The following is a 21562-nucleotide window of genomic DNA, read 5'->3' on the forward strand; positions in this document are numbered from 1 at the left end:
AGGAGAAATTAATGAAAATAATCGAAGGAAATTTGGCTCTAAAAGGCGGCGAGAAGGTCGCTATAGTGGGCGCGAGGTTTAACCACATCATCACCGATAGGCTGGTCGAGGGCGCGAGGGACGCGTTTTTGCGTCACGGCGGCGACGAGGCGAATTTGAGCCTCATTTTGGTGCCGGGTGCGTTTGAGATACCGATGGTGCTAGAAAAGGCGCTAGCCAGCGGTAAATTTGACGCCGTTTGCTGCGTGGGAGCGGTGATCCGCGGCTCTACGCCTCACTTTGACTATGTTAGCGCCGAGACTACCAAGGGCATCGCAAATGTCACGCTAAAATACGGCAAACCGGTGACATTTGGCGTGCTAACGGTAGATAACATCGAACAAGCCATCGAGCGAGCTGGCTCAAAGGCCGGAAACAAGGGCTTTGAAGCGATGACGGGCGTGATCGAGATGCTAAGCTTATATAAAAATTTGGAGGCGTAAAATGGCGACTCGTCATCAGGTTAGGCAGGCCGTCGTTTCGCTGCTATACTCAAATGAGATAAATCCGGTAACTGCTGCATTTGAAGAGGAATTTCTGGAAGAGAAAAAGATAAGAAACGAGCGAAAAAGTGAGGCGCAGCAGACTTTTAAAGAGGTGCTCGCAAATAAAGAAAAACTAGATGAAATTTTAAAGCCATATCTAAAAGACGGCGATTTTAGTAAGGTTGGTGCAACTGAACTAGCCATCCTTAGACTTGGGCTCTATGAGATGAAATTTAGCCAAACTGATAAGGCTGTTATCATAAACGAAGCGATCGAGCTTGCGAAAGAGCTTGGAAGTGATCAGGCACCAAAATTTATAAACGGTGTACTTGATAAGCTAAAGGGCGATCTGTGAGGCTCTGTGTTGCGCTTGATATGGCTAGTCGTGAAGAGAATTTAGCCCTTGCTAGCGAGCTAAAAGGGCTTGATCTTTGGCTAAAAGTGGGGCTTAGAAGCTATCTTAGGGATGGGGCAAAATTTATAGAAGAGCTAAAAGGACTTGGAAATTTTAAAATTTTCCTCGATCTAAAGCTCTATGATATCCCAAATACGATGGCAGATGCGGCTGAAGTCGTCTCAAAAATCGGCGTAGATATGATAAATGTGCATGCTAGCGCTGGTGAACGCGCGATGAAGACAGTTATGGATAGGCTAGCTGGTCTTGGAAGCCGTCCTTTGGTGCTCGCAGTATCGGCACTTACTAGCTTTAGTGAGAGCGAATTTGACGCTATTTATAACGATACGATTGCAAGAGCTGTTAGAAAATTTAGCCAGATGAGTTTTGAAGCAGGGCTTGATGGAATGGTCTGTTCCGTTTTTGAAAGTAAGCTCATCAAAGATGTAACAAATGATAAATTTATCACACTTTGCCCTGGTGTTAGGCCTTTTGGAGAGAGTGCTGGAGATCAAAAAAGAGTAGCAAACTTAGTGAGTGCAAAGCAAGAGGGTAGTGATTTTATCGTTGTTGGTAGGCCGATTTATGAGAATGTAAATCCAAGAGAAATTTGTGAACGAATTTTGGAGCAAATTTAATATTTGAACTTGTGTGAAGTGGTTTTTAACTAAGCTTTTTTACAAAATGTTGCGTGAAGATGATATCAAAGCGAAGTGAGGAACTAAATTTGAGTGATTTTAAGAAAATCCTCTTGTTGGCTGAGCGGCTAAAGCGTATCTACTAGCACTTGGTTAAGGATATCGCTTTACTAAATGGCGCGGATCATAGCAAGATGTTCGAGTGCACAAAGGCGTTTGGTCGCGGTAGCGATAGGCGTTTTTATATGTTTTATCGTATGATTTGCTACTACGCCAATACGCCGCACCCAGACAAAGCCAAGCTAAAATGGTGGCTTTTGAAGGACTAAATTTATAAATTTTTGTTTTAGATTTTCTATCTGAGGTCTGCAATTGTGAAATGTAAATTTAAGCAAGATATCAGCGGCCTTCAATTATAATGCGATTTCTTTTTTATGGACAGATGGGTGAGTGGCTGAAACCACACCCCTGCTAAGGGTGCAGCTCTTAATCGGGGCTCGAGGGTTCAAATCCCTCTCTGTCCGCCACTGCTTATAGATAATCATACAATTTTATTATTGTTTAACATTATTTTTTGAACATCTTTATATAAAATTTTCCGCGTTAGAAAATTGCTTACCTAGTAAAAACTTAACTATAAGTTTGTAGATTTTAGACTGATTATTTTTTGTGAAATTTATAAGTAAAAATTTTATAGTGATCACACATTTTTTAAAAAATATGATTTTTTTGGTTATATTGTTGTTTCAAACTAATTAAAAATATCTTAAATTAAGTTTTTATTATAAAAAATATTATATTTTGCTTAATTAATTATATTGATAATCAAAAAGCTATTTTTTGATAAAAGCTCAGAATTCGCTTTTTACAAACTATTGACATTTGGAATTTATATATTTAATTAATATATTTTTTTCTTAAAAGATAAAATTTCTCATATAAAGTTATATCTTATAAAGATAGTATATAATCACGTAAAAATTTAAATAATACAAAAAATAATAATAAGGAGTAATCTTGGCTAAAGAAGCTGGAGTAGTAAAATTTATTAGTGGCAAGGCAGTTGCTATCGATCAAAACGGAAATGAGAGAGATCTAAAAGTAGGTGACATCCTTTATATGGGAGAGAGCATCAAGACAAGCGATGCAGCTGATAAAATAACAATTGTTTCAAATAATGGAAAAGAGATTACGATTGTAGGCAATGACACACTTGCTTTAAATCAAAGTACTATAGGTGCGGAAGGCTTGGCAGATATTAGTGATTTGCAAAATGCTATTTTAAATGGTGGAGATTTAACAAAACTTGAAGAGACCGCAGCTGGTGGAAATACTGCTGCTGCTGGTGGAGATGGCGTTAGCCTAAGTGACGCTAAATTTGCTGAGGGTGGTCACTACTCAAACATTAATGCAACATATAGAAATTTAAGTGATACAAACAGAGCTTTTGCATCATACGATAGCCCAATAAGCGGATACAATGGTGGAGATGATACTATAATCCCAAGCAATCCTCTTGTAACTTTTATAAGCGATCTTAATAACGATGGTACTTTAAGTAGGGTTGAGCATGCACGCGATACAAATTTAAATACATCAAAAGTTCTTATTACAATTCCAAATGATGGCACAGTAAGGGCTGGAGATATACTAAATATCACTATAACTAAGCCAGATGGTAATACTGAAAATAAAACAATTCCTATCACTCCAACTATCATAAGCAATGGTTATCAGTTTGATGCACCAATACAGACTGGTAAAATTTCAAAAGTTGATGCAACTATTACAAATTTTCAAGGAAATGTTAGTGGTAGAAGTGAAGATAGCGTAACTTCAAGTGGCTTTAGTGCTCCAGAAGTTAAATTTACAGAAGATAACAGCCCTGATAATAATCTATTAACATATACTGAAAATGCTAAAGATGGCAAATTAAATGAAACTCCAGTACTTATAACTGTAAAAGATGTGATTGTTGGAGATGTGCTTCACGTGACTTTGACAAAGCCTGATGGCACAACCGAGGATAGAAATGTATCTATTGATCAAAACATAATAGATAATGGATATAAGATAGATAATATGCCAGTTGAGCACGGTAAGCCTTCAAAAGTAGAGGCTTACGTAGCAGATAGCACAAACACGATGAGAAGTGCAACTGCAAGTGACTCTACTACTCTTGATGTAAAACCGACTTTGAAATTTACTGAAGATACAGATGATAATATCTATCTATATGATAATGAAAATAAGCAAGATAACGACTTTAGAAGTACGACAGTAGAAATAACTCTACCAAAAGATGTAGTTATTGGCGATAAGATAGTTATAACTTATACCGATCCACTAACTAAGCAAGATACAACAAAAGAAATTTCTCTTACACAAGAGATGATTGATAATCAAAAAGTAAATACATCTCTTCCGATATTTCCAGATGTAAGAACATCAGCTAGTGTTCATGTGGTAGATAAAAACAATGTTCGAAAAAGTGAAGAGTCAGATCAAGATAGTGTAATGCCTATTGGTAGAAATTTAGAAATGACATTACCAGAAGAAAAGACTCTTCATGAAATTTCAAGACAAGAAAGTACTGATGACAATGAAGTAAATAAAACCACAGCAAGGATTACTCTGCCAAATAAAATTGATAATGGTGATAAGCTTACACTAACTATTACTGGACCTGATCCTGATGATCCTGTAAATAATCCATCTAAAACTTATACAAGAGAATTTACTATACATATGGATAGTAAAGGTGCTGTGACTAGTGTAACAGAAAACGGAACTTCTAATGTTTTAACACCTATAAAAGCAGGTGATAATCAATATATCATCAATGTTTCTGGTATACAGCTAAAGCATGGAGAAGATACGACTATTAAGGCCAAAGTTACAAATTTAAATCCAAATAGACATACATCTATAAATGAGTCAGAAGTATCGGCCAGTTTAGAATATGTAAAAAAACCTGAAGTTATCTTTGGAGAGGCTAATGGCACTAGGAGTATGAGCAGAGAGCAAGCTATGAGTGATGGTGATCTTGATAGCACAACAGTTACCATCAAGCTTCCTAAAAATGCAGTAAGTGGAGATAAACTAACTGTAACTATAAAAGAGCCAAATGAAGCTACTGCTAGAGAAATAAAATATACTATTGGAAAAGATAATAATGGTAAGTTCTTTGTAAAAGATAGCAATGGCAATAAAATAGATACAGAAATAGATGGTAGAAGCTTTAAAATTTCTGGCATTAAAACAGCAACTGGTCTAGAAACTAAAGTAACAGCTGAGATAAAAGATAAAGATGGTATTCAACATGCAGAAGATACAAGCACGGTTACTATCTCAAATATAAACGATATGGCAGTATATTTCAAAGAGGATGCTGACCGTAACGTATCTTTAACGAGAGCAGAGAGCAAGGACGCGGATGGTGACCTACATAAAACGACAGTAGTAGTAAAAGTGCCAAATAACGTTATAGCTGGTGATGTGGTAACTGTAAAAATAGATAATGGCACTTCACCTAAAACTTATAAGGTTACAGGTAGAGACCCAAGCGGTAAAATCATGCTAGAAGATACTTCTACTCATACTTCTATAACTGCAAGTGATAAAAATGAGATAGAAATTCCTGGCGTAGAGATCATTGCTGGCAAGACCATCAATGTAACTACTGAGACCACCGATGCAAGTGGCGGCAAGAAAGCCGAAGCTCAAAATCATAATACTCTTGAAAAGCTTCATGAAGACATGGAGATAACTTTTGAAAAAGATACCAATAATGATGGTATTTTGGGCAGCACAGAGGCAACTGGAGCGACTACTATAGCAACTATCAAGCTTCCTTCAAATTTTGTTTTAGGTGATAAATTAATAGTAGAGTCACACAACGAAGATACACCAAACAATAAAACAACTAAGACATACGAGATAGTAAAAGATAATAACGGCAAATTGATAGCCAAAAATGGCAGTGAAGAGCTTGATATTACCGATGATGCTGATGGCAATAAGGTGGTCAAATATACACTTGGCTTAACAGAAGATCATAAGACTATCATTAATGCCAAGGTTACTGATAATACTGGTGCTGATAAGGTTGAGACAAATAGCGATATTACGCTTGATGCTCAAGGTAGCGGTTCTGGAACAGGCTTTAGGCTATTTATTGATGAGGATAAAGATAGAAACGGAGTTCTAAGTAGAGATGAAGCCATGAAGGATGGAAATTTAAATACCACTTCGGCAATACTTCAAATCCCAACCACTGTAAATAGTGGCGATACTATAAAAGTTAAGGTAAATGGTGGGGCAGAGAAAACTTATACCGTTGCTTCAAATGATGGTACAAACGTTACTATAAAAGATGCGGGTGGCAGCATTGTTGCACTTGAGCCAGGAAATAAACTAAAAATTTCTAATGTTCATATAGATAAAGATCATCCAGCAGTGGTTGAAGCTACTATAAATGGAGTAACAAAGACAGCTAAAGCTACATTGGAGTCAGTAGATACTAAAAATTTAAAGATTGAATTTGTTGAAGATAATGCAAGTAGAGACAATGTAATAGACAGAGATGAAGCTATTTTGGACAATGATATAAAAAAGACAATTATAAGCGTTCAGGTGCCGCATAATGTCACAAATGGTGATAAGATAGCAGTAACTATAAAAGAGCCTAAAGCCGATGGTACTACGGCTGATAGGACAATAAATTACACAGTTTCAAAAACTGCCAATGGTAAAATTTCACTTACAGATGATACTACTCATGTTACTACACAGTTAGCAAACAATACTATAAAAATTCCTGGCGTTGCTATGCTTCCAGGTCGTGAAACTAGTGCAGTAGCTACTATAACAAATGGTGCTGAGACTACAACTAGCAGCGAAGCAAAAGCTAAACTTGCACCTTTAAGTGAAGCGGGATTAAGTGTAAGCATAGTTGCTGATAAAAATGATAATGGCATTATCTCAAGAGATGAGTCAGGTAGTAAAATTTCAAAGGTTCATGTTTCTATCCCAGGAAGCGTTATAGCAGGCGATAAGATAGATGTTAAGATAACAAATCCTAATGGATCTATCTTAACTAAACATTATGAAGTTATGGGAAAAGATGTAAATGGAAAAATTACACTTAAAAATTTAGATGATAATTCTCAACAAACGCTTGATAGAGATAAGCCACTTGATCTCAATGCTACTATCGCAGTTGATAAAGAAACAAAAGCTGAAGTTACTCTAACTGACACATTTGGTGAGAGCAAAACAGTAAGCGATACGGCACATGCTGAAATCGATGCTATAAGAGGCATCATGTTTAATAAAGATATAAAAACCTCAGAAAGTGGCGAGAGATCTACTACGGTTAAAGTTTATCTTAATGAAGATGCTAGAAATGGAGATACGGTAGAGTTTAAATACACTGATCCAGACAACCACCATGCACTAACCAAGACTGCAACACATACTTTATCGGCTGAAGATATAACAAAAGGTGTATTCGAGCAATCATTAGATATTAATGCTAGATCAGCTTATGATTTGGAAGTCAAAGCTACTCTTAAGACCTCGGATTCGGATGGTTTAGTGTCTAAGTCTTACGAGCCTTATAAACCACTTCATATAGGCATTGAAAACTATACGGTTAAATTTGATGCAAGTAAAGATATGAAAGGTGGCGAAGGTCATGATACTTTGGTGTTTGATAAGCAAATAGTTGATCTTAGAGGTATTACTAATCTTGATTCAAAAGTGGAAAGCTTTGAAAATCTTGAGCTTAAAGGAAAGACAGAGATCAAATTTAATGCACAAAATATCCTTGATATCACTGATAATCCTGACACGGTACTTAAGATAAAAGGTGGTGATGTTGATGCTAATGGCAATAAAATCACAAAAGTTGATCTAGTTCATAAATGGACAGCAGATCATACATATGATACTGCTGGATTTAAAGGCTACACAAGCATAGATCAAATAAATGGAAAAACTATCCATATCCAAATAGACGACAAAATCCATACCGATCTTTAATCCCCAAAATGAGTGCGTAAATTCGCACTCATTTCAAACTCAAACTCACATTATTTTTTAAGTCTTGTTTTACTAATATTTGCTCCTTAAAGGAGAAAATATGAAAAATTTAATAGCCGTTATTATAGTTATTGCTGCACTTGCTTTTGGTGCTTTTAAGTATATAAATTCATTTGTTGCACTTGATGAAAATGTAAATGCAAAGTGGTCGCAGGTGTTAAATCAATATAAAAGAAGAGCCGAGCTTGTACCAAATTTGGTTGAAACTGTAAAAGGCTACGCAGCTCATGAGCAAAAAATTTTTGAAGATGTGGCAAATGCTAGAAGCAAGAGCATGCAAGTAAGCGTTGATGCAAGTGGTCTTAGCGATGAAGCTAAGATGAAAGAATTTATGACAGCACAAAGCTCATTTGGCTTGGCGCTTGGCAGGCTTATGGCAGTTAGTGAGAACTACCCAGAGCTAAAAGCAAATCAAAATTTCTTATCTCTTCAGAGCCAGCTTGAAGGTACGCAAAACCGCATAAGTGTAGCAATGCATGATTATATCGAAGCTGTAAAAGAGTATAACGTAGCCCTTAGAAGCTTTCCAAATAAATTTATAGCAAGTACTTTTTATCCTGAACTAAAGCCAAAACAAAATCTTGAAATAAGCAACGAAGAGAAGATAAACCCAAAAGTTTCATTTGAGAAATGATGAAGAAAATTTTTGCTCTTTTATTTTTTGCATTTTGCTTTTGTTTTGCCATAAATTTTAACGAGCAGATAAATGACGAGGCTCAAATTTTCTCTAAAAATGAGAAGGATGAGCTTTTGGGCTTGGTGCAAAATTACGAGCAAAATAGTACGACACAAATTGCTATCGTGACGCTTAAATCACTAGAAAATAAAAGCATAGAAGATATCTCTCTTGGGGTAGCTAGAGGCTACAAGCTGGGACAAAAACAAAGCAGCAATGGAGTGCTTTTAATAATTGCTCCAAACGAGAGAAAAATACGTATAGAAGTTGGCTATGGACTAGAAGGTGTGCTAACTGACGCTATATCAAGCCAGATCATAAATGATGTGATAGTGCCTAAATTTAAGCAAGGCGATATGGGCGGTGGCGTCATAGAGGGCACAAAAGCTATCATAAAAGTGGCTAGTGGCGAAGAATTTGAAAGTGTGAGTGATGATGAAGAGATACCGTTTGGAATAGTTGCCTTTTTTGCTGGCATGATCTCGTGTTTTATCTCTGGCTTTTTAGGTAAATTTTTTATGCGAATTGGCTTTAGTGCGTGTTTTGCAGGGCTTGCATCTACGGTATTTGAGCAATTTTTTGGCGTACAAAATTACTTCATTGTCTTTGCCATTGTGTTTGTAATATTTTTTATTATTTTAAAAAATGCCTTTAAAAAAAATACTCAAAGCAAAAATACACACAGTAACTTTAGGCGCGATAGATCAGACTCAAATAGCAGTGGCAGCGGCCATTCAAGTAGTTCAAGAGGTGGTGGCTTTAGTGGCGGCGGAGGCGGTTTTGGCGGAGGTGGAGCAAGTGGCAGTTGGTAAAATTTCATCAAAGATTAGCTTGTAAAGCTCAAATCCTTTAAAATATATAAAAACTTAGGAGCAAAGATGCTAGCTGGTGAGTTGCTTAAAAGCCATTTTGCTAAATTTGATCTAGTGGCTGTGCTTAGTAAATTTTTAGAGCAAAGTCATTTTGATAAAGAAAAATTTGGCCTACTTAAACAAAATAACTTTAAAATTCTAGATAAAAATATAAAGCAAGAGATAGTTGGTACTACTGGTTTTAAAGAGTTTTTTGACGATAAATTTCAGAGCTTTTTATGCGAGCTTATGCAAAGTAAAGTTTTGATTGTTTCTGGCAAAGAGTATAAATTTAGCGAGCTTGAAATTTATACTTGTTTTGATGCAAATACCTATAAAAGGCAGTGTGAGGCAGGGGAAATTTACTTTCACAACTTTGGCTTTGACATATCTTTTAAAAGCGAGCTATCTCTTTATGGTGGCGTTTTAGTAAGAAGCCTAAAGCCCTTAAACGGGCAAAATTTTATCTTTGGGCCAAGAAAATGTGCCTTGCATATCTTAAATAGCAAAATGAGCAATTTAAACTTTGATCTAAAAGAGGCTGATTTTAGAAAAGATAAGATTACTTTTACACCACGTATTAGATCATTTGGCGATGAAAACCAGCAAAAAAATGATTGTCTTAGAGCATTTACTGCTGAGTTTGAAAAAGCCTTAGAGTATGATGAAAATTATAAAAAGAGATTAAATGCCTATAAAAAGGGGTGAGATTCATCTTCTTATCAGCTTTTGCGGTGAGAAATTTAGCCCAAAAATGCTAGATAAAAAAGATCGCAGAAGAGTAAAAAAATACCCAAATTTAATAAAACAAAACTCATTTAAAATATCTCGCTACTTAAAATTTAAAGCAAAGATGCGAGGTAAAATCTGTCTTTCTCATAAAGAAAATATCGCAGTTTTAGCCATTTCAAAAGAAAAGATCGGAGTCAAAGATTTAAAAAAGAAATTTTAGCTCTAAAATCAATGAAGGATTTTAAGAAATTTATGCTTGATGAAAATACGAGTGTATCTTACGTGAGTGGCTTTGTAAAAGGGGCTCAAAGTGATGAGGTGCTGAAGCGCCACAACGCTTTTAGCCTAAATTTTGCTGATTCGCTAAATGAAAGCCTAACTCAGGCAAAAGAGCTTGCCTTAAAGCTAAAAATAGCAGCGCTTGTGATCGCGTTTTTACTGCTATGGTTTTATTTTAGTGCGCTTATCTCGGCACTTGTGATGGGCATCATCATCTTTGGCGTGCTTCTTACGCTCTTTATCTTTGCTATTTTTGGCATAAATTTAAGCATTTTTGGTGTCTTTGGACTCACACTTGCAAGCGCTGTGGGGATTGACTACATGATATTTGCGCTAAATGATAGTCTTAGCGAGAAAGAGCGAATTTATGGGATATTTTGTGCATTTATCACAAGCTTTATCTCCTTTTTTACCCTCTCTTTTAGCCAGACCGCGGCTCTTAGCGTATTTGGACTAAGTGTTAGCCTTTGCGTACTGATATATGGGCTATGTGCTAGCGTTTTATCTTGTAAAAATATAAAAATTTAGTTTTATTTTTATGCCCCAAGTGGCTTGCTCGGGGCTTTGGTGATATTATTTTATGACGGCTAGTTTGCCTGTGCCTGCGTTTTGATTTACCTCGTTTTGGACATTTGAGGCTTTGAGGAGCTCAAATTTATATGGAGGCTCAAATGGCGGCTTGGTTAGCTTTTCGCAAACGCTGCCCTTTTTAGAAAGGTCTATGTTGCCGCTTTCAAAAATGGCGCCTTTGTTACATTTGTAGCTTATCTTGACGCCATTTGTAAAGTAGTTGTTTTGAGCGTATATTAGCGAGCCAAAGCGCACGCCAATGGCGTATTTTTGGTCATAGAAGCCATCTTTTGAGTCATAAAAGTTGTTATAGACGTGCACCTTTGCATTGCGTGCCATAGGTAGGCGTTGCGCGCAGTTGTCAAAAATGTTATGAGCGACCGTTATCGTCCTTGTTTCGCTACTGCCATCTGAGTCTCTTGAGCCTATTAGCATCGTTTTGTCGTGGTTTTCAAAGATGTTATGCGAGATCGTGATAGCCGCACTGTCTCCCTTGATGTCGCATAGTCCGTCGTAAGTCTGCCATTTGGTAAGCTCTCCGCCTGCTAAATGGACATGACCAAGCTCGACCGTGTCCTTAAAATGGCAGTGATCTACCCAGATGTTTTTGCTTGACTCTATGCTGACGCCGTCATATTGCGCATTAAAGCCGTCATTTTTTTGTATATCTGGAAATGGATCAAAAGCATCTTCGATCTTCATATTGCGGATCGCGATATTTTGGACATTTTTTAACAAAAGCGAGCCGCCTTTTATGCCTGAGTTTTCGCCTAGGCCGATTATCGTGGTGTTGCTAGCTACCGGCACTACGATGAGCTTTTTGTACTCGTTGGCTAAATTTTTGCGAAGCGCTGCTAACTTTGGATCTTGCGAACCATCTAAATTTGCATGGCACGAAGCGCCGTAAGCCTGCATAAATTTGGCATAAGAGCTAAACTCGCTACCGCTAATCTCGCTTATAAATTTATCCAGCCCATCGCTATTGCCATTTTGTGGGATCTTGCCTTCGCTAAGGTCTATGAGCCCATCCACATAGATGACGTAACCACCCACTTGAGCGTATTTTACGAGCTCTTGTCTGTCTTTTACGACGACTTCTTTACTCTCTTTGCCGACGTATCCGCCAAAATTTTGCTCTGCATCAATGCTAGCGTAGCCAAAGGGCAAGTCGCTTGCTTTTATCTCGCCCGCTTGTGTCTCAGCACCAAATGCAAATAATGCACCAACGGCGAGAAACAATATCTTTTTAAACATCTTTAGCCTCCCAAATTTGGCTTTTTATTTTTGATCTTCTGCTAGAAAATCGCTGCCGAATTTTATTTTGGCTCATTAAATTTAGCGTAAGACTTTTATAAATTTTTAGTAAAAGCGAAATTTTACGCGAAAAATATCTCGCTTTTTAGACGAAGTAGGCATAGATAGGCACTTAGCACGCTTTGCTCTCTAACGTAGTTGCGCTCCCCTTTTAAAAGTAGCCTCTCAACCTCGATGTTGCCGTTTCTATCGCCAGCTGCGACATATACCGTGCCAACTGGCTTGCTAGCTGTGCCACCACCTGGTCCTGCTATACCGCTAATAGCAAGCGCGAAGTCCGCATTTGTCGTGCTTAGCGTACCTTTTATCATCGCTTTTACGCAAGGCTCGCTCACGGCTCCGTAAGTATCTAAAATCTCATCCTCAACGCCTAGCCACTCGTGTTTTATGTGGTTTGCATAAGTCACCAATGAGCCATCAAAGCTAGCCGAGATGCCGCCATATCTTGCAAATTTAGCCGCCGCAAGCCCAGCCGTGCAAGACTCAGCAAATGAAATTTTAAGTCCCTTTTGCATGAGCTTCTTTGCTATAAATTCGATCATATCTTTTTGTGGGATAAATTTTTGCGAAAATAGCGTTTTTACCCCTTGCAAAAAGCTCTCGATCTGGCCAAATTTATTGCTTTTTGCCCTTACTAGTATCAAATTTGGCAGGATCTGCGCAAGAGTGATATCAACCTCGTAAGTTTTAGCAAGTGGCAGCATAAGGATCCTCGCACTATCAGCGTCGATGTCCATTAGATGAAAGTAGCTAAAATCAGGCTCATATTCGACTAAAAACTCGCCCAGCTCTTCATTTGGGTTGGCTTTTATGAGATTTATCTGGGCGTTATTTAGGCTGGCTAAAAAGCTATTTTTAGAGTAGTCTAAGCTATCTTTAAGCGCGAGCGTCGTGCTATCTTTTAGCTCGAGCGAGCCCCCAGTTAGCGTCGCTACTATCTTTGCAGCGATGGCAAAATTTTCATCCGAGCCAAAAATGCTTACAAAGTCGTAATTTTTTGATAAATTTTCGATGATAAAAGGTAGCTCTTTGCTATTTTTTGGAGCAAAACTGACCACTCCAAGCTCGCCAAAATGATCCTCGTAGCTTTGAAAAATGTAGTTTAGAAATTCTCTATTTATCTCAAGATCTTCGCCTATTATCAAGATACTTTGTCTCATTTTTAAGCTCCTTTTTTTGCCTCATTATACTATTTTTCAGTGTGATTTAACCAGCACAGGTGTAAAATTAGCAAATTTTAAAATCAAGGTAAAAAATGGACTACAAAGAGACACTTTTACTCCCAGAGACAAATTTCCCGATGCGCGGAAATCTCCCACAAAATGAACCGCAAAGACTAAAATCATGGTACGAAGAGCGCAAGGTTTATGAAAAAATGAAGAAAAACCGCCAAAATGCGGTTAAAAACTTCAACATCCACGACGGCCCTCCGTATGCAAACGGCCACCTACACATCGGTCACGCGTTAAATAAAATTTTAAAAGATATCATCACAAAAACGCACTATTTTTGCGGCGAAAACGTCCGCTACGTGCCAGGCTGGGACTGCCACGGCTTACCTATCGAGCAGCAAGTCGAAGTAAAGCTTGGCGATAAGAAAAAAGAGCTTAGCAAGGTCGAGATCAGAGAGCTTTGCAGACAGCACGCGAGAGAATTTATAGACATTCAGCGAAATGAATTTAAAAGCCTTGGTATCATCGGCGACTTTGAAAATCCATACATGACGATGAAATTTGAGTTTGAGGCTGACATCTACAAAGCGCTTTGCGAGATCGCTAAAAAAGGCCTTTTGATAGAAAGAAGCAAGCCGGTTTATTGGAGCTGGGCGGCTAGATCGGCGCTAGCTGAGGCTGAGGTCGAGTACGAGGAGAAAGAGGACTACTCTATTTACGTAGCATTTGAGCTTGACAGCGACGCGCTAGAAAAGCTTGGCGTAAAAGAGGCAAGCGCTGTCATCTGGACGACCACGCCTTGGACACTCCCAGCAAATCAAGCCATAAGTCTAAAACCAGATGAAATTTACGTGCTAACGGCTGAAAATTTGATCTTTGCAAAGCCACTACTTGAAAGCGTTGTGCAAAGTGGCCTAAGCAAGGGCGAGATCAAAAAAGAGTTTAAATCAAGCCTACTTGAAAATACTCACGCGATAAATCCATTAAATGGCAGAAAGTCGCGATTTTTACTAGGCGATCACGTCATGATGGATGGTGGTACTGGACTTGTTCATACAGCTCCAGGTCACGGCGAAGACGACTACTACGTATGTTTAAAATATGGTTTTAGCGAAATTTTGATGCCAGTTGATGATGGTGGCTGCTACGATGAGAGCATAAAACATCACGGACTATTTAGAAGCGACGTGGTAGATGAGTTTGTCGGTATGCACATCTTTAAAGCAAATGAGAAAATTTTAGAGCTACTTGGCAAAAGCTTGCTTAGCGTCTCTAAATTTAGGCACTCTTATCCATTTTGTTGGAGAACGCACAAGCCTGTTATTTATAGAGCTACAAAGCAGTGGTTTATAGCTATGGATGAGGCTAAACTTGGTAGCAAAACGCTTAGACAAACAGCACTTAGCGAACTTGAAAAGGTTAAATTTTATCCAAGTGTTGGCATAAAAAGAATAGGCTCAATGATAGAAAATCGCCCGGACTGGTGCATCTCTCGTCAGCGTGACTGGGGCGTGCCGATCGCATTTTTCAGAGATAAAGCGACAAAAGAAGTTATATTTGATAGTGAAATTTTAGACCACATCGTGGCTATCTTTAAAGAAAAAGGTGCTGATGCGTGGTGGGCGTTAAGCATAGACGAGCTTTTACCAAAGGGCTCAAAGTACAAGGCTGAAAATTTAGAAAAAGTGATGGACATCCTTGATGTTTGGTTTGATAGCGGCTCGACATGGCATGCGGTCTTGCAAAGCGACAACTACGACGCTGGCAAATACACTGCAAGCATGTATCTAGAGGGCTCAGACCAGCACCGCGGCTGGTTTCAAAGCTCACTTTTAGTAAGCACAGCTATAAATTCTCACGCACCTTACGAGAGCATCCTAACTCACGGCTTTACAGTCGATGCTAAGGGCGAGAAGATGAGCAAGAGCAAGGGCAACGTCATCGCTCCACAAGACGTGGCTAAGACTCACGGCGTGGAAATTTTACGCCTTTGGGTTGGCATGAGTGATTACTCAAGCGACCTAAAAATAAGCGAAGATATATTAAAACAAATCAGCGAGCAATACCGCAAAATCCGCAACACTATCCGCTTTTTACTAGCAAACGTAAATGACCTTGAGAGCCTAAATACAGAGTTTAACATCCTTGATAAATGGATCTTAGCTCGTGCTAAAAAGGTCTTTGACGAGGCGAGCGCTTGCTTTAGAAACTATGACTTTTCAAAGGGCTTTAACATTCTTTTGAATTTCCTATCAGCCGATCTTAGCGGCGTATATCTTGACGTTTGTAAAGATAGGCTCTACTGCGACGCAAAGGACGCTCCAAGAAGAAGATCAGCTCAAAGCGCAATGGCGATCATCACAAAGGCACTTTTGCCACTCATCGCTCCAACGCTTACTTACACTGTTGATGAAGTGATGGACTACGCTCCAAAGATCATCAAGGGCGAGGCAAAAGACGCGTTTGATCTAGTCTATGAGCCAATCAAATTCGACCTTAGCTTTGAAGATGAGCTACTTTTTGCCAGTAGGGAGAAATTTAACGAGATCGTGGACGTTCTTAAGAAGGACAAAAAGATAAAATCAACCCTAGAGCTAAGTCTAGAGACCACAAACCACAACATCACAAGCTACGACGAGCGCGAAGTGGCCGATCTTTACATGGTAAGCTCGGTTAGAGCTTATGATGATAGCGAGTCACTAGCCGAGTTTGAGCTTGAGGGTGATAAATTTAAGATTATAGCAAGCAACCTTCACAAATGCCCAAGATGCTGGAAATTTAATGCTAGCAAAGAAGATGCGCTATGCCCAAGATGCGAAGAGGTCATAAGTGCTAAGTGAGCCAGTAAGCGTAAGTATCATAGTAATAACGATCGCTGTGGTGGTCGTTGTTAGCTTGTTTGGCATATTTTTGGTTAATAAATTTAAAGGATAAAAATAGTGGTAACTTTGAAAGAAGCTTTAAAATTTTCAGCTGAAGAGATAAAAAATTTACGAGCTGAACTTGAGGCAAAGATCATAAAAGAAAAAGAGCTTGGCGCTTATGTCGAGCAGCTAGTAAATTTAGAGATCGCAAAACTAGGCGAGGGTGTGCCGATCGCCATAAAAGACAACATTCAAGTAAAAGACTGGAACATCACGTGTGCTTCTAAAATTTTGCAAGGCTATGTAGCGCCATATAACGCAACTGTCATTGAAAAGCTACTTAGCAAAAATTTAGCTCCATTTGGCCGTACAAATATGGATGAGTTTGCTATGGGAAGTACGACTGAGAGCTCATTTTACGGCAAAACATTAAATCCACTAAATCATGCTCACGTCCCAGGCGGCAGTAGCGGTGGCTCAGCAGCAGCAGTTGCAGCTGGTCTTGCAGTCGCAGCACTTGGTAGTGACACTGGTGGCTCGATCCGCCAGCCAGCAGCATTTTGTGGATGTGTGGGACTTAAGCCAACTTATGGCAGAGTGAGCAGATATGGCCTTGGTGCCTACTCAAGCAGCCTTGATCAGATAGGGCCGATCACTCAAAACGTAGAAGACGCAGCCATTTTATATGACGTGATCGCTGGGCATGACGAAAGAGATAGTACAAGTGCTGATGTGCCATTTATTAGCGTTAGCGACAAGATAGATGGCAACAAAAAACTAAAAATTTGCGTCATCAAAAACTACGTCGAAAACGCAAGCGAGCAGACAAAAGTCGCTTTAAATTTAGCGATCGAGAAGCTAAAATCACACGGACACAGCGTAACTTACACAAATTTTGAAGACTCAAAATATGACGTTGCTACCTACTACATCATAGCAACCGCAGAGGCAAGCGCAAATTTAAGCCGCTACGATGGCGTAAGATACGGTAGACGCGCAGATGCTAGAAATTTAAAAGAGCTATATGTAAATTCGCGTTCTGAAGGCTTTGGCGAAGAGGTAAAAAGAAGAATTTTGCTTGGTACATTTGTGCTAAGTAGCGGATACTACGATGCTTACTACATCAAAGCGCAAAAGGCAAGAGCACATATAAAAGCTCAATACGAGAGAATTTTAGAAGAAAATGATCTTATCTTCATGCCAGTTGCTCCAAGCACAGCTTATAAATTTGGAGCACACAGCGATCCGCTTCAAGCCTATCTAAGCGACATCTACACGATCAGCGTAAATTTAGCAGGCCTACCAGCTATCTCTGTGCCAGTTGGCAAAGATGATCAAAATTTAAATGTGAGCGCCCAGCTCATCGCAAAAGCGTGGGACGAACAGACCTTGATAAATGGTGCCAAGAGCTTAGAAAATTTAATAAAAGGATAAAAATATGAAGATAGTAAAGAGAGCTTTAACATTTGAGGATGTGCTTCTTGTGCCGCAATACTCTGAAATTTTGCCAAAGCAAGTTGACGTGAAAACCAGGATCAGCAAAAATGTCACACTAAATATCCCGATCGTCTCTGCTGCGATGGATACGGTGACTGAGCATAGAACCGCTATCATGATGGCAAGGCTCGGCGGTATCGGCGTAATACATAAAAATATGGACATCGAAAGCCAAGCAAAAGAGGTCAAACGCGTCAAAAAAAGCGAAAGTGGCGTCATCATCGATCCTATCTTTATAAATCCAGAAGCAACCGTGGCTGAAGCTCTAAGCCTTATGTCAGATCTTCATATTTCAGGCGTTCCAGTCATCGACAAGGACCGCAAGCTAATAGGAATTTTAACAAACCGCGATTTGAGATTTGAGACAAATATGAGCACTTTGGTAAAAGACCGCATGACAAAAGCACCGCTTATCACTGCGCCAAAGGGCTGCACGCTTGATGATGCGGAGAAAATTTTCTCTCAAAATAGAGTTGAAAAGCTGCCTATCGTCGATAAAGACGGCAAGCTTGACGGCCTTATCACTATAAAAGATCTAAAAAAACGCAAAGAGTATCCAAACGCAAACAAAGATAGCTACGGCAGACTTCGCGTAGCAGCGGCTATCGGCGTGGGTCAGCTTGACCGTGCTAAAGCGCTAGTTGATGCTGGTGTAGACGTCATCGTCATCGACTCAGCTCACGGCCACTCAAAGGGCATCATCGATACTTTAAAAGAGGTAAAAGCAAATTTTAATGTCGATGTCGTAGCTGGCAATATCGCAAATCCAGCAGCCGTAAAAGACCTAGCAGAAGCAGGAGCTGACGGCATAAAAGTTGGTATCGGACCAGGTTCTATTTGTACTACAAGGATCGTTGCTGGCGTTGGCGTGCCTCAAATTTCAGCGATTGACGACTGCGCAAGCGAAGCAGCAAAATATGGCATCCCAGTTATCGCTGACGGCGGACTAAAATACTCAGGTGACGTAGCAAAAGCCCTTGCAGCAGGTGCAGCTTGCGTTATGGCAGGTAGCTTACTTGCAGGTTGCGAGGAGAGCCCAGGCGAGCTTATAACATTCCAAGGTCGCCAGTATAAAGTATATCGCGGTATGGGCTCAATTGGCGCTATGACAAAGGGCAGCTCTGACCGCTACTTCCAAGAGGGTACCGCTCAAGACAAGCTTGTACCTGAAGGTATCGAGGGTCGTGTGCCATTTGCTGGAAGCATAAAAGATGTGATCCATCAGCTAATAGGGGGCCTAAGAAGTGCTATGGGCTATGTTGGCGCAAAAGACATCCCAACTCTTCAAGAAAGAGCTGAATTTGTCGAGATAACAAGCGCAGGACTTAAAGAGAGCCACGTCCACGACGTAGTTATCACTCATGAGGCACCAAACTACAAAGTTAATTAGTGTTAAATCTTCAAACCAGAACCATTAAATTTAACGAGCCACTCTATCTTGAGAGTGGCCGTATGCTATCAAATTTCAAGCTTATTTATGAGACTTACGGCACGCTAAATGCTGATAAAAGCAACGTTATCGTGATCTGTCACGCCCTAACTGGCTCACACCACGCTGCTGGCACCTACGCAGGCGATGAGAAAGCTGGCTGGTGGGACGGACTAATAGGCAGCAAAAAGGCGGTCGATACCGATAAATTTTACGTTATTTGCGTAAATATCCTAGGCTCGTGCTTTGGCTCGACCTCGCCGCTAAGTGTAGATAGAAGTAGTGGCAAAGAGTATAGGCTAAATTTCCCAGTACTTGCCATAAGCGACGTTGTAAAGGCGCAAATGAGGCTATTTGGCGAGCTTGGCATAACAAGGGCAAGAGCCGTGATAGGTGGCAGTCTCGGCGGTATGCAGGCACTTTGCTACGCTATCGAGTTTCCAGAATTTGCCCAAGATATCATAATGCTTGCAAGCACCTATCAGACCAAGCCATGGGCGATAGCTTTTAACAAAATAGCCATTGAAGCCATTTTAAACGATGAAAATTTCAAAAATGGCGAATACGACTTGGAATTTATAAGAAAAAATGGGCTAAAGGGTATGGCTTATGGCAGGATGGCAGGGCATATCAGCTTCTTAAGCCCTGATAGCATGGATGAGAAATTTGGACGCAACTACGTCGAAACAGACGGCCTTTATGAGCTTTCTGGGCGCTTTCAGGTGGATCGCTACATGGAGTACAACGGTTACAACTTCCCAAAGAGGTTTGATCCACTAAGCTATCTATACATCGTAAAGATGATGAATATCTTTGACTGCACAAGACACTATGACAACTTAAAAGACGCCCTTGTGCCGATAAAAGCAAATTTGCATCTAGTTGCATTTAAGGGCGATCTACTCTTTCCGCCAAGCTGTATGAGAGAAATTTATGACACACTTTGTGAGATGGGGCGAGGAGAGAATACAAATTTCGTAGAGATAGATAGCAACTACGGCCACGACGCCTTTTTGGTCGAGATAGAAAAATTTGATGGATATATAAAAAATATATTAAAAGGATAGAAAATGGAGCAAAAAGAGCAAAGCTTTGAAGAAAAATTAGCCCTAGCAGATAAAATTTTAAACGATCTAAACAAAGATGATGTGAGCTTAGAAAATAGCATAAAGCTGCACGAACAAGGCAAAAAGCTACTAAACGAGGCAAGAGAAATTTTAGAAAACGCAAAACTTAGCATAAAGCAGGTGGATGATGAGTAGAATTTGTGCTCTTCAGCTACCAACGCAGCCTTTAAGTGAGGCGAGGCTTGATTATTATCTAAAAATTTGTGCGGACAAAAATGCGAGACTTGTTGTGCTTGGTGAATATGTGCTAAATAGCTTCTTTAAAGAGCTCATTAGCATGCCAAAAAGCCTTATAAAAGAGCAGAGCGAGCGCAAGAAAGAGGCTCTTTTTGCAATGGCAAAAAAGTATGATCTAAATATTGTTGCACCCATTGTAAATCTAAAAGGCAAGGAAATTTTTAAAAGTCTAGCCAAATTTACCCCAACACAAGTCAAGCTATATGATCAGCAAATTCTCATGCCTTACGCTCACTGGAATGAGGCGAAATTCTTTAATAACACAAGCGATGAGCTAAATTTGCCTATTTTTACCTACGATAAATTTAAAGTTGGCGTCATGTTTGGCTATGAGGCGCACTTTGATGTGTGCTGGGCCTATATGAGCGCCAAAAAGGTCGATATCGTGCTCGTGCCAACGGCTTGTACATTTTTTTCTCAGGCGCGCTGGGAGGAGCTTTTAAAGGTTAGAGCCTTTACAAACAACGTCTACGTACTCCGCGTAAACCGCGTAGGAAGTCATAAAAGTGACGATGCTCAGTGGAGCTTTTACGGCGATTCGATGCTTATTAATCCGTTTGGTGAAGTTAAAAATAGACTCGGCAAGAACGAAGAGATGATGATAGATGAGCTTAGCAAAAAGGAGCTTAGCGAGGCTAGAAGCACCTGGGGCTTTATGCAGATAGAGGCTAAATTTAAAAGATAAAATAAGGCCGTAACTGGATGGGAAAGCGAGCTTAGCAAGAGTGAGCGCTCTTTAAAGGAATTTTGGAGTGAAATTTGAAACGAAGTGACGTTGAGGGATATATAAAAGAGAAATTTGACGTTTTTGGTGAGCAAATTTTTCCAAAGTATCCAAAAATTAAAGTCTTTTGTCACGAGAAAAACAAGAAGTGGTTTGCACTGCTTATGGAGATAAGTGCAAGCAAGCTTGGGCTTGAAAGTGACGAGATGATAGAAGTTTTAAATCTAAAATGTAGCCCTGATCTAGCCATGGTGCTAGTTGATGAGATGCAAATTTTTAAGGCATATCATATGAATAAAAAGCACTGGATAAGTGTAAATTTAAACTCCAAAATCTCACAAAAAACCGTTTTTGATCTGATAGATGAAAGCTTTAGCTTAAGCAAATAAAAGCCATTTTCAGCCTTAAATTTAGTAGTTTTTGTTAAAA

At 39.4% G+C, this 21562-nt stretch carries 19 protein-coding genes and 1 tRNA gene; 18 read left to right on the plus strand and 2 right to left on the minus strand.

The genetic code is table 11. The features are described 5' to 3' along the window. Nucleotides 1-11 precede the first annotated feature (11 nt). The 11 genes from ribH (at nucleotide 12) to A3854_RS05800 (ending at nucleotide 10727) form a co-directional block, all read left to right on the plus strand. A complete protein-coding gene (ribH, locus tag A3854_RS05750; RefSeq protein ID WP_084041687.1) occupies nucleotides 12-482 on the plus strand; it encodes a 6,7-dimethyl-8-ribityllumazine synthase in 471 nt (156 codons plus the stop codon). Between the two features lies 1 nt (nucleotide 483). Further along, on the plus strand, nucleotides 484-879 hold the full coding sequence (gene nusB / locus A3854_RS05755) for a transcription antitermination factor NusB (protein WP_021090843.1): 396 nt from the start codon (nucleotides 484-486) through the stop codon (nucleotides 877-879). Continuing rightward, on the plus strand, nucleotides 876-1556 hold the full coding sequence (gene pyrF / locus A3854_RS05760; protein WP_084041688.1) for an orotidine-5'-phosphate decarboxylase: 681 nt from the start codon (nucleotides 876-878) through the stop codon (nucleotides 1554-1556). Before nusB ends, pyrF begins: the two co-directional genes overlap by 4 nt. A 149-nt stretch (nucleotides 1557-1705) precedes the next feature. After that, complete coding sequence (locus A3854_RS05765; RefSeq protein ID WP_257639237.1) at nucleotides 1706-1885, plus strand: Pathogenicity locus; 180 nt, start codon at nucleotides 1706-1708, stop codon at nucleotides 1883-1885. A gap of 107 nt (nucleotides 1886-1992) precedes the next feature. Further along, nucleotides 1993-2083, plus strand: a tRNA-Ser gene (locus A3854_RS05770). Between the two features lie 490 nt (nucleotides 2084-2573). Beyond that, nucleotides 2574-7601 (plus strand): retention module-containing protein, encoded by a 5028-nt coding sequence (locus tag A3854_RS05775; RefSeq protein ID WP_084041689.1) that lies wholly within the window; start codon nucleotides 2574-2576, stop codon nucleotides 7599-7601. 100 nt (nucleotides 7602-7701) lie between these two features. Beyond that, nucleotides 7702-8295, plus strand: coding sequence for a LemA family protein (locus A3854_RS05780; protein WP_084041690.1), 594 nt, complete (start codon nucleotides 7702-7704; stop codon nucleotides 8293-8295). After that, on the plus strand, nucleotides 8295-9149 hold the full coding sequence (locus A3854_RS05785; protein WP_180378651.1) for a TPM domain-containing protein: 855 nt from the start codon (nucleotides 8295-8297) through the stop codon (nucleotides 9147-9149). Before A3854_RS05780 ends, A3854_RS05785 begins: the two co-directional genes overlap by 1 nt. Before the next feature lie 66 nt (nucleotides 9150-9215). Continuing rightward, nucleotides 9216-9896 (plus strand): ABC transporter substrate-binding protein, encoded by a 681-nt coding sequence (locus A3854_RS05790; protein ID WP_084041692.1) that lies wholly within the window; start codon nucleotides 9216-9218, stop codon nucleotides 9894-9896. After that, nucleotides 9877-10140, plus strand: a complete 264-nt coding sequence (locus tag A3854_RS05795; protein ID WP_084041693.1) for a hypothetical protein — start codon at nucleotides 9877-9879, stop codon at nucleotides 10138-10140. The genes A3854_RS05790 and A3854_RS05795 overlap by 20 nt, the downstream gene beginning before the upstream one ends. Before the next feature lie 32 nt (nucleotides 10141-10172). Further along, nucleotides 10173-10727: a hypothetical protein gene (locus A3854_RS05800; protein ID WP_180378652.1), complete on the plus strand. Its 555-nt coding sequence runs from the start codon at nucleotides 10173-10175 to the stop codon at nucleotides 10725-10727. Nucleotides 10728-10772: 45 nt separating this feature from the next. Here the strand turns inward: A3854_RS05800 and A3854_RS05805 are convergent, their stop codons facing one another. Together A3854_RS05805 and A3854_RS05810 are read right to left on the minus strand one after the other, a co-directional pair. Continuing rightward, nucleotides 10773-12023 (minus strand): pectate lyase family protein, encoded by a 1251-nt coding sequence (locus tag A3854_RS05805; RefSeq protein WP_084041694.1) that lies wholly within the window; start codon nucleotides 12021-12023, stop codon nucleotides 10773-10775. 122 nt (nucleotides 12024-12145) lie between these two features. Further along, nucleotides 12146-13243, minus strand: a complete 1098-nt coding sequence (locus A3854_RS05810; protein ID WP_084041695.1) for a CinA family protein — start codon at nucleotides 13241-13243, stop codon at nucleotides 12146-12148. Nucleotides 13244-13338: 95 nt separating this feature from the next. Between A3854_RS05810 and ileS the strand changes: the two genes are divergently transcribed. The 7 genes from ileS (at nucleotide 13339) to A3854_RS05845 (ending at nucleotide 21522) form a co-directional block, all read left to right on the plus strand. Then, nucleotides 13339-16095, plus strand: a complete 2757-nt coding sequence (gene ileS, locus A3854_RS05815) for an isoleucine--tRNA ligase (RefSeq protein ID WP_084041696.1) — start codon at nucleotides 13339-13341, stop codon at nucleotides 16093-16095. Nucleotides 16096-16194: 99 nt separating this feature from the next. Next, a complete protein-coding gene (gene gatA / locus A3854_RS05820; RefSeq protein ID WP_084041697.1) occupies nucleotides 16195-17553 on the plus strand; it encodes an Asp-tRNA(Asn)/Glu-tRNA(Gln) amidotransferase subunit GatA in 1359 nt (452 codons plus the stop codon). Nucleotides 17554-17557: 4 nt separating this feature from the next. Continuing rightward, complete coding sequence (gene guaB / locus A3854_RS05825; RefSeq protein ID WP_021091009.1) at nucleotides 17558-19006, plus strand: IMP dehydrogenase; 1449 nt, start codon at nucleotides 17558-17560, stop codon at nucleotides 19004-19006. Beyond that, nucleotides 19006-20112 carry a homoserine O-acetyltransferase MetX gene (gene metX / locus A3854_RS05830; protein WP_084041698.1) on the plus strand — a complete coding sequence of 369 codons (1107 nt, stop codon included), beginning with the start codon at nucleotides 19006-19008 and terminating at the stop codon, nucleotides 20110-20112. Before guaB ends, metX begins: the two co-directional genes overlap by 1 nt. Before the next feature lie 3 nt (nucleotides 20113-20115). Next, on the plus strand, nucleotides 20116-20307 hold the full coding sequence (gene xseB, locus A3854_RS05835; protein WP_004317712.1) for an exodeoxyribonuclease VII small subunit: 192 nt from the start codon (nucleotides 20116-20118) through the stop codon (nucleotides 20305-20307). After that, nucleotides 20300-21094, plus strand: coding sequence for a carbon-nitrogen hydrolase family protein (locus A3854_RS05840; protein WP_084041739.1), 795 nt, complete (start codon nucleotides 20300-20302; stop codon nucleotides 21092-21094). Before xseB ends, A3854_RS05840 begins: the two co-directional genes overlap by 8 nt. Nucleotides 21095-21168: 74 nt before the next feature. Further along, nucleotides 21169-21522, plus strand: a complete 354-nt coding sequence (locus tag A3854_RS05845) for an MmcQ/YjbR family DNA-binding protein (RefSeq protein ID WP_084041699.1) — start codon at nucleotides 21169-21171, stop codon at nucleotides 21520-21522. Nucleotides 21523-21562: the final 40 nt, after the last annotated feature.

The organism is Campylobacter concisus (genome assembly GCF_002092845.1).
GTDB classification, from domain to species: Bacteria; Campylobacterota; Campylobacteria; order Campylobacterales; family Campylobacteraceae; genus Campylobacter_A; species Campylobacter_A concisus_AQ.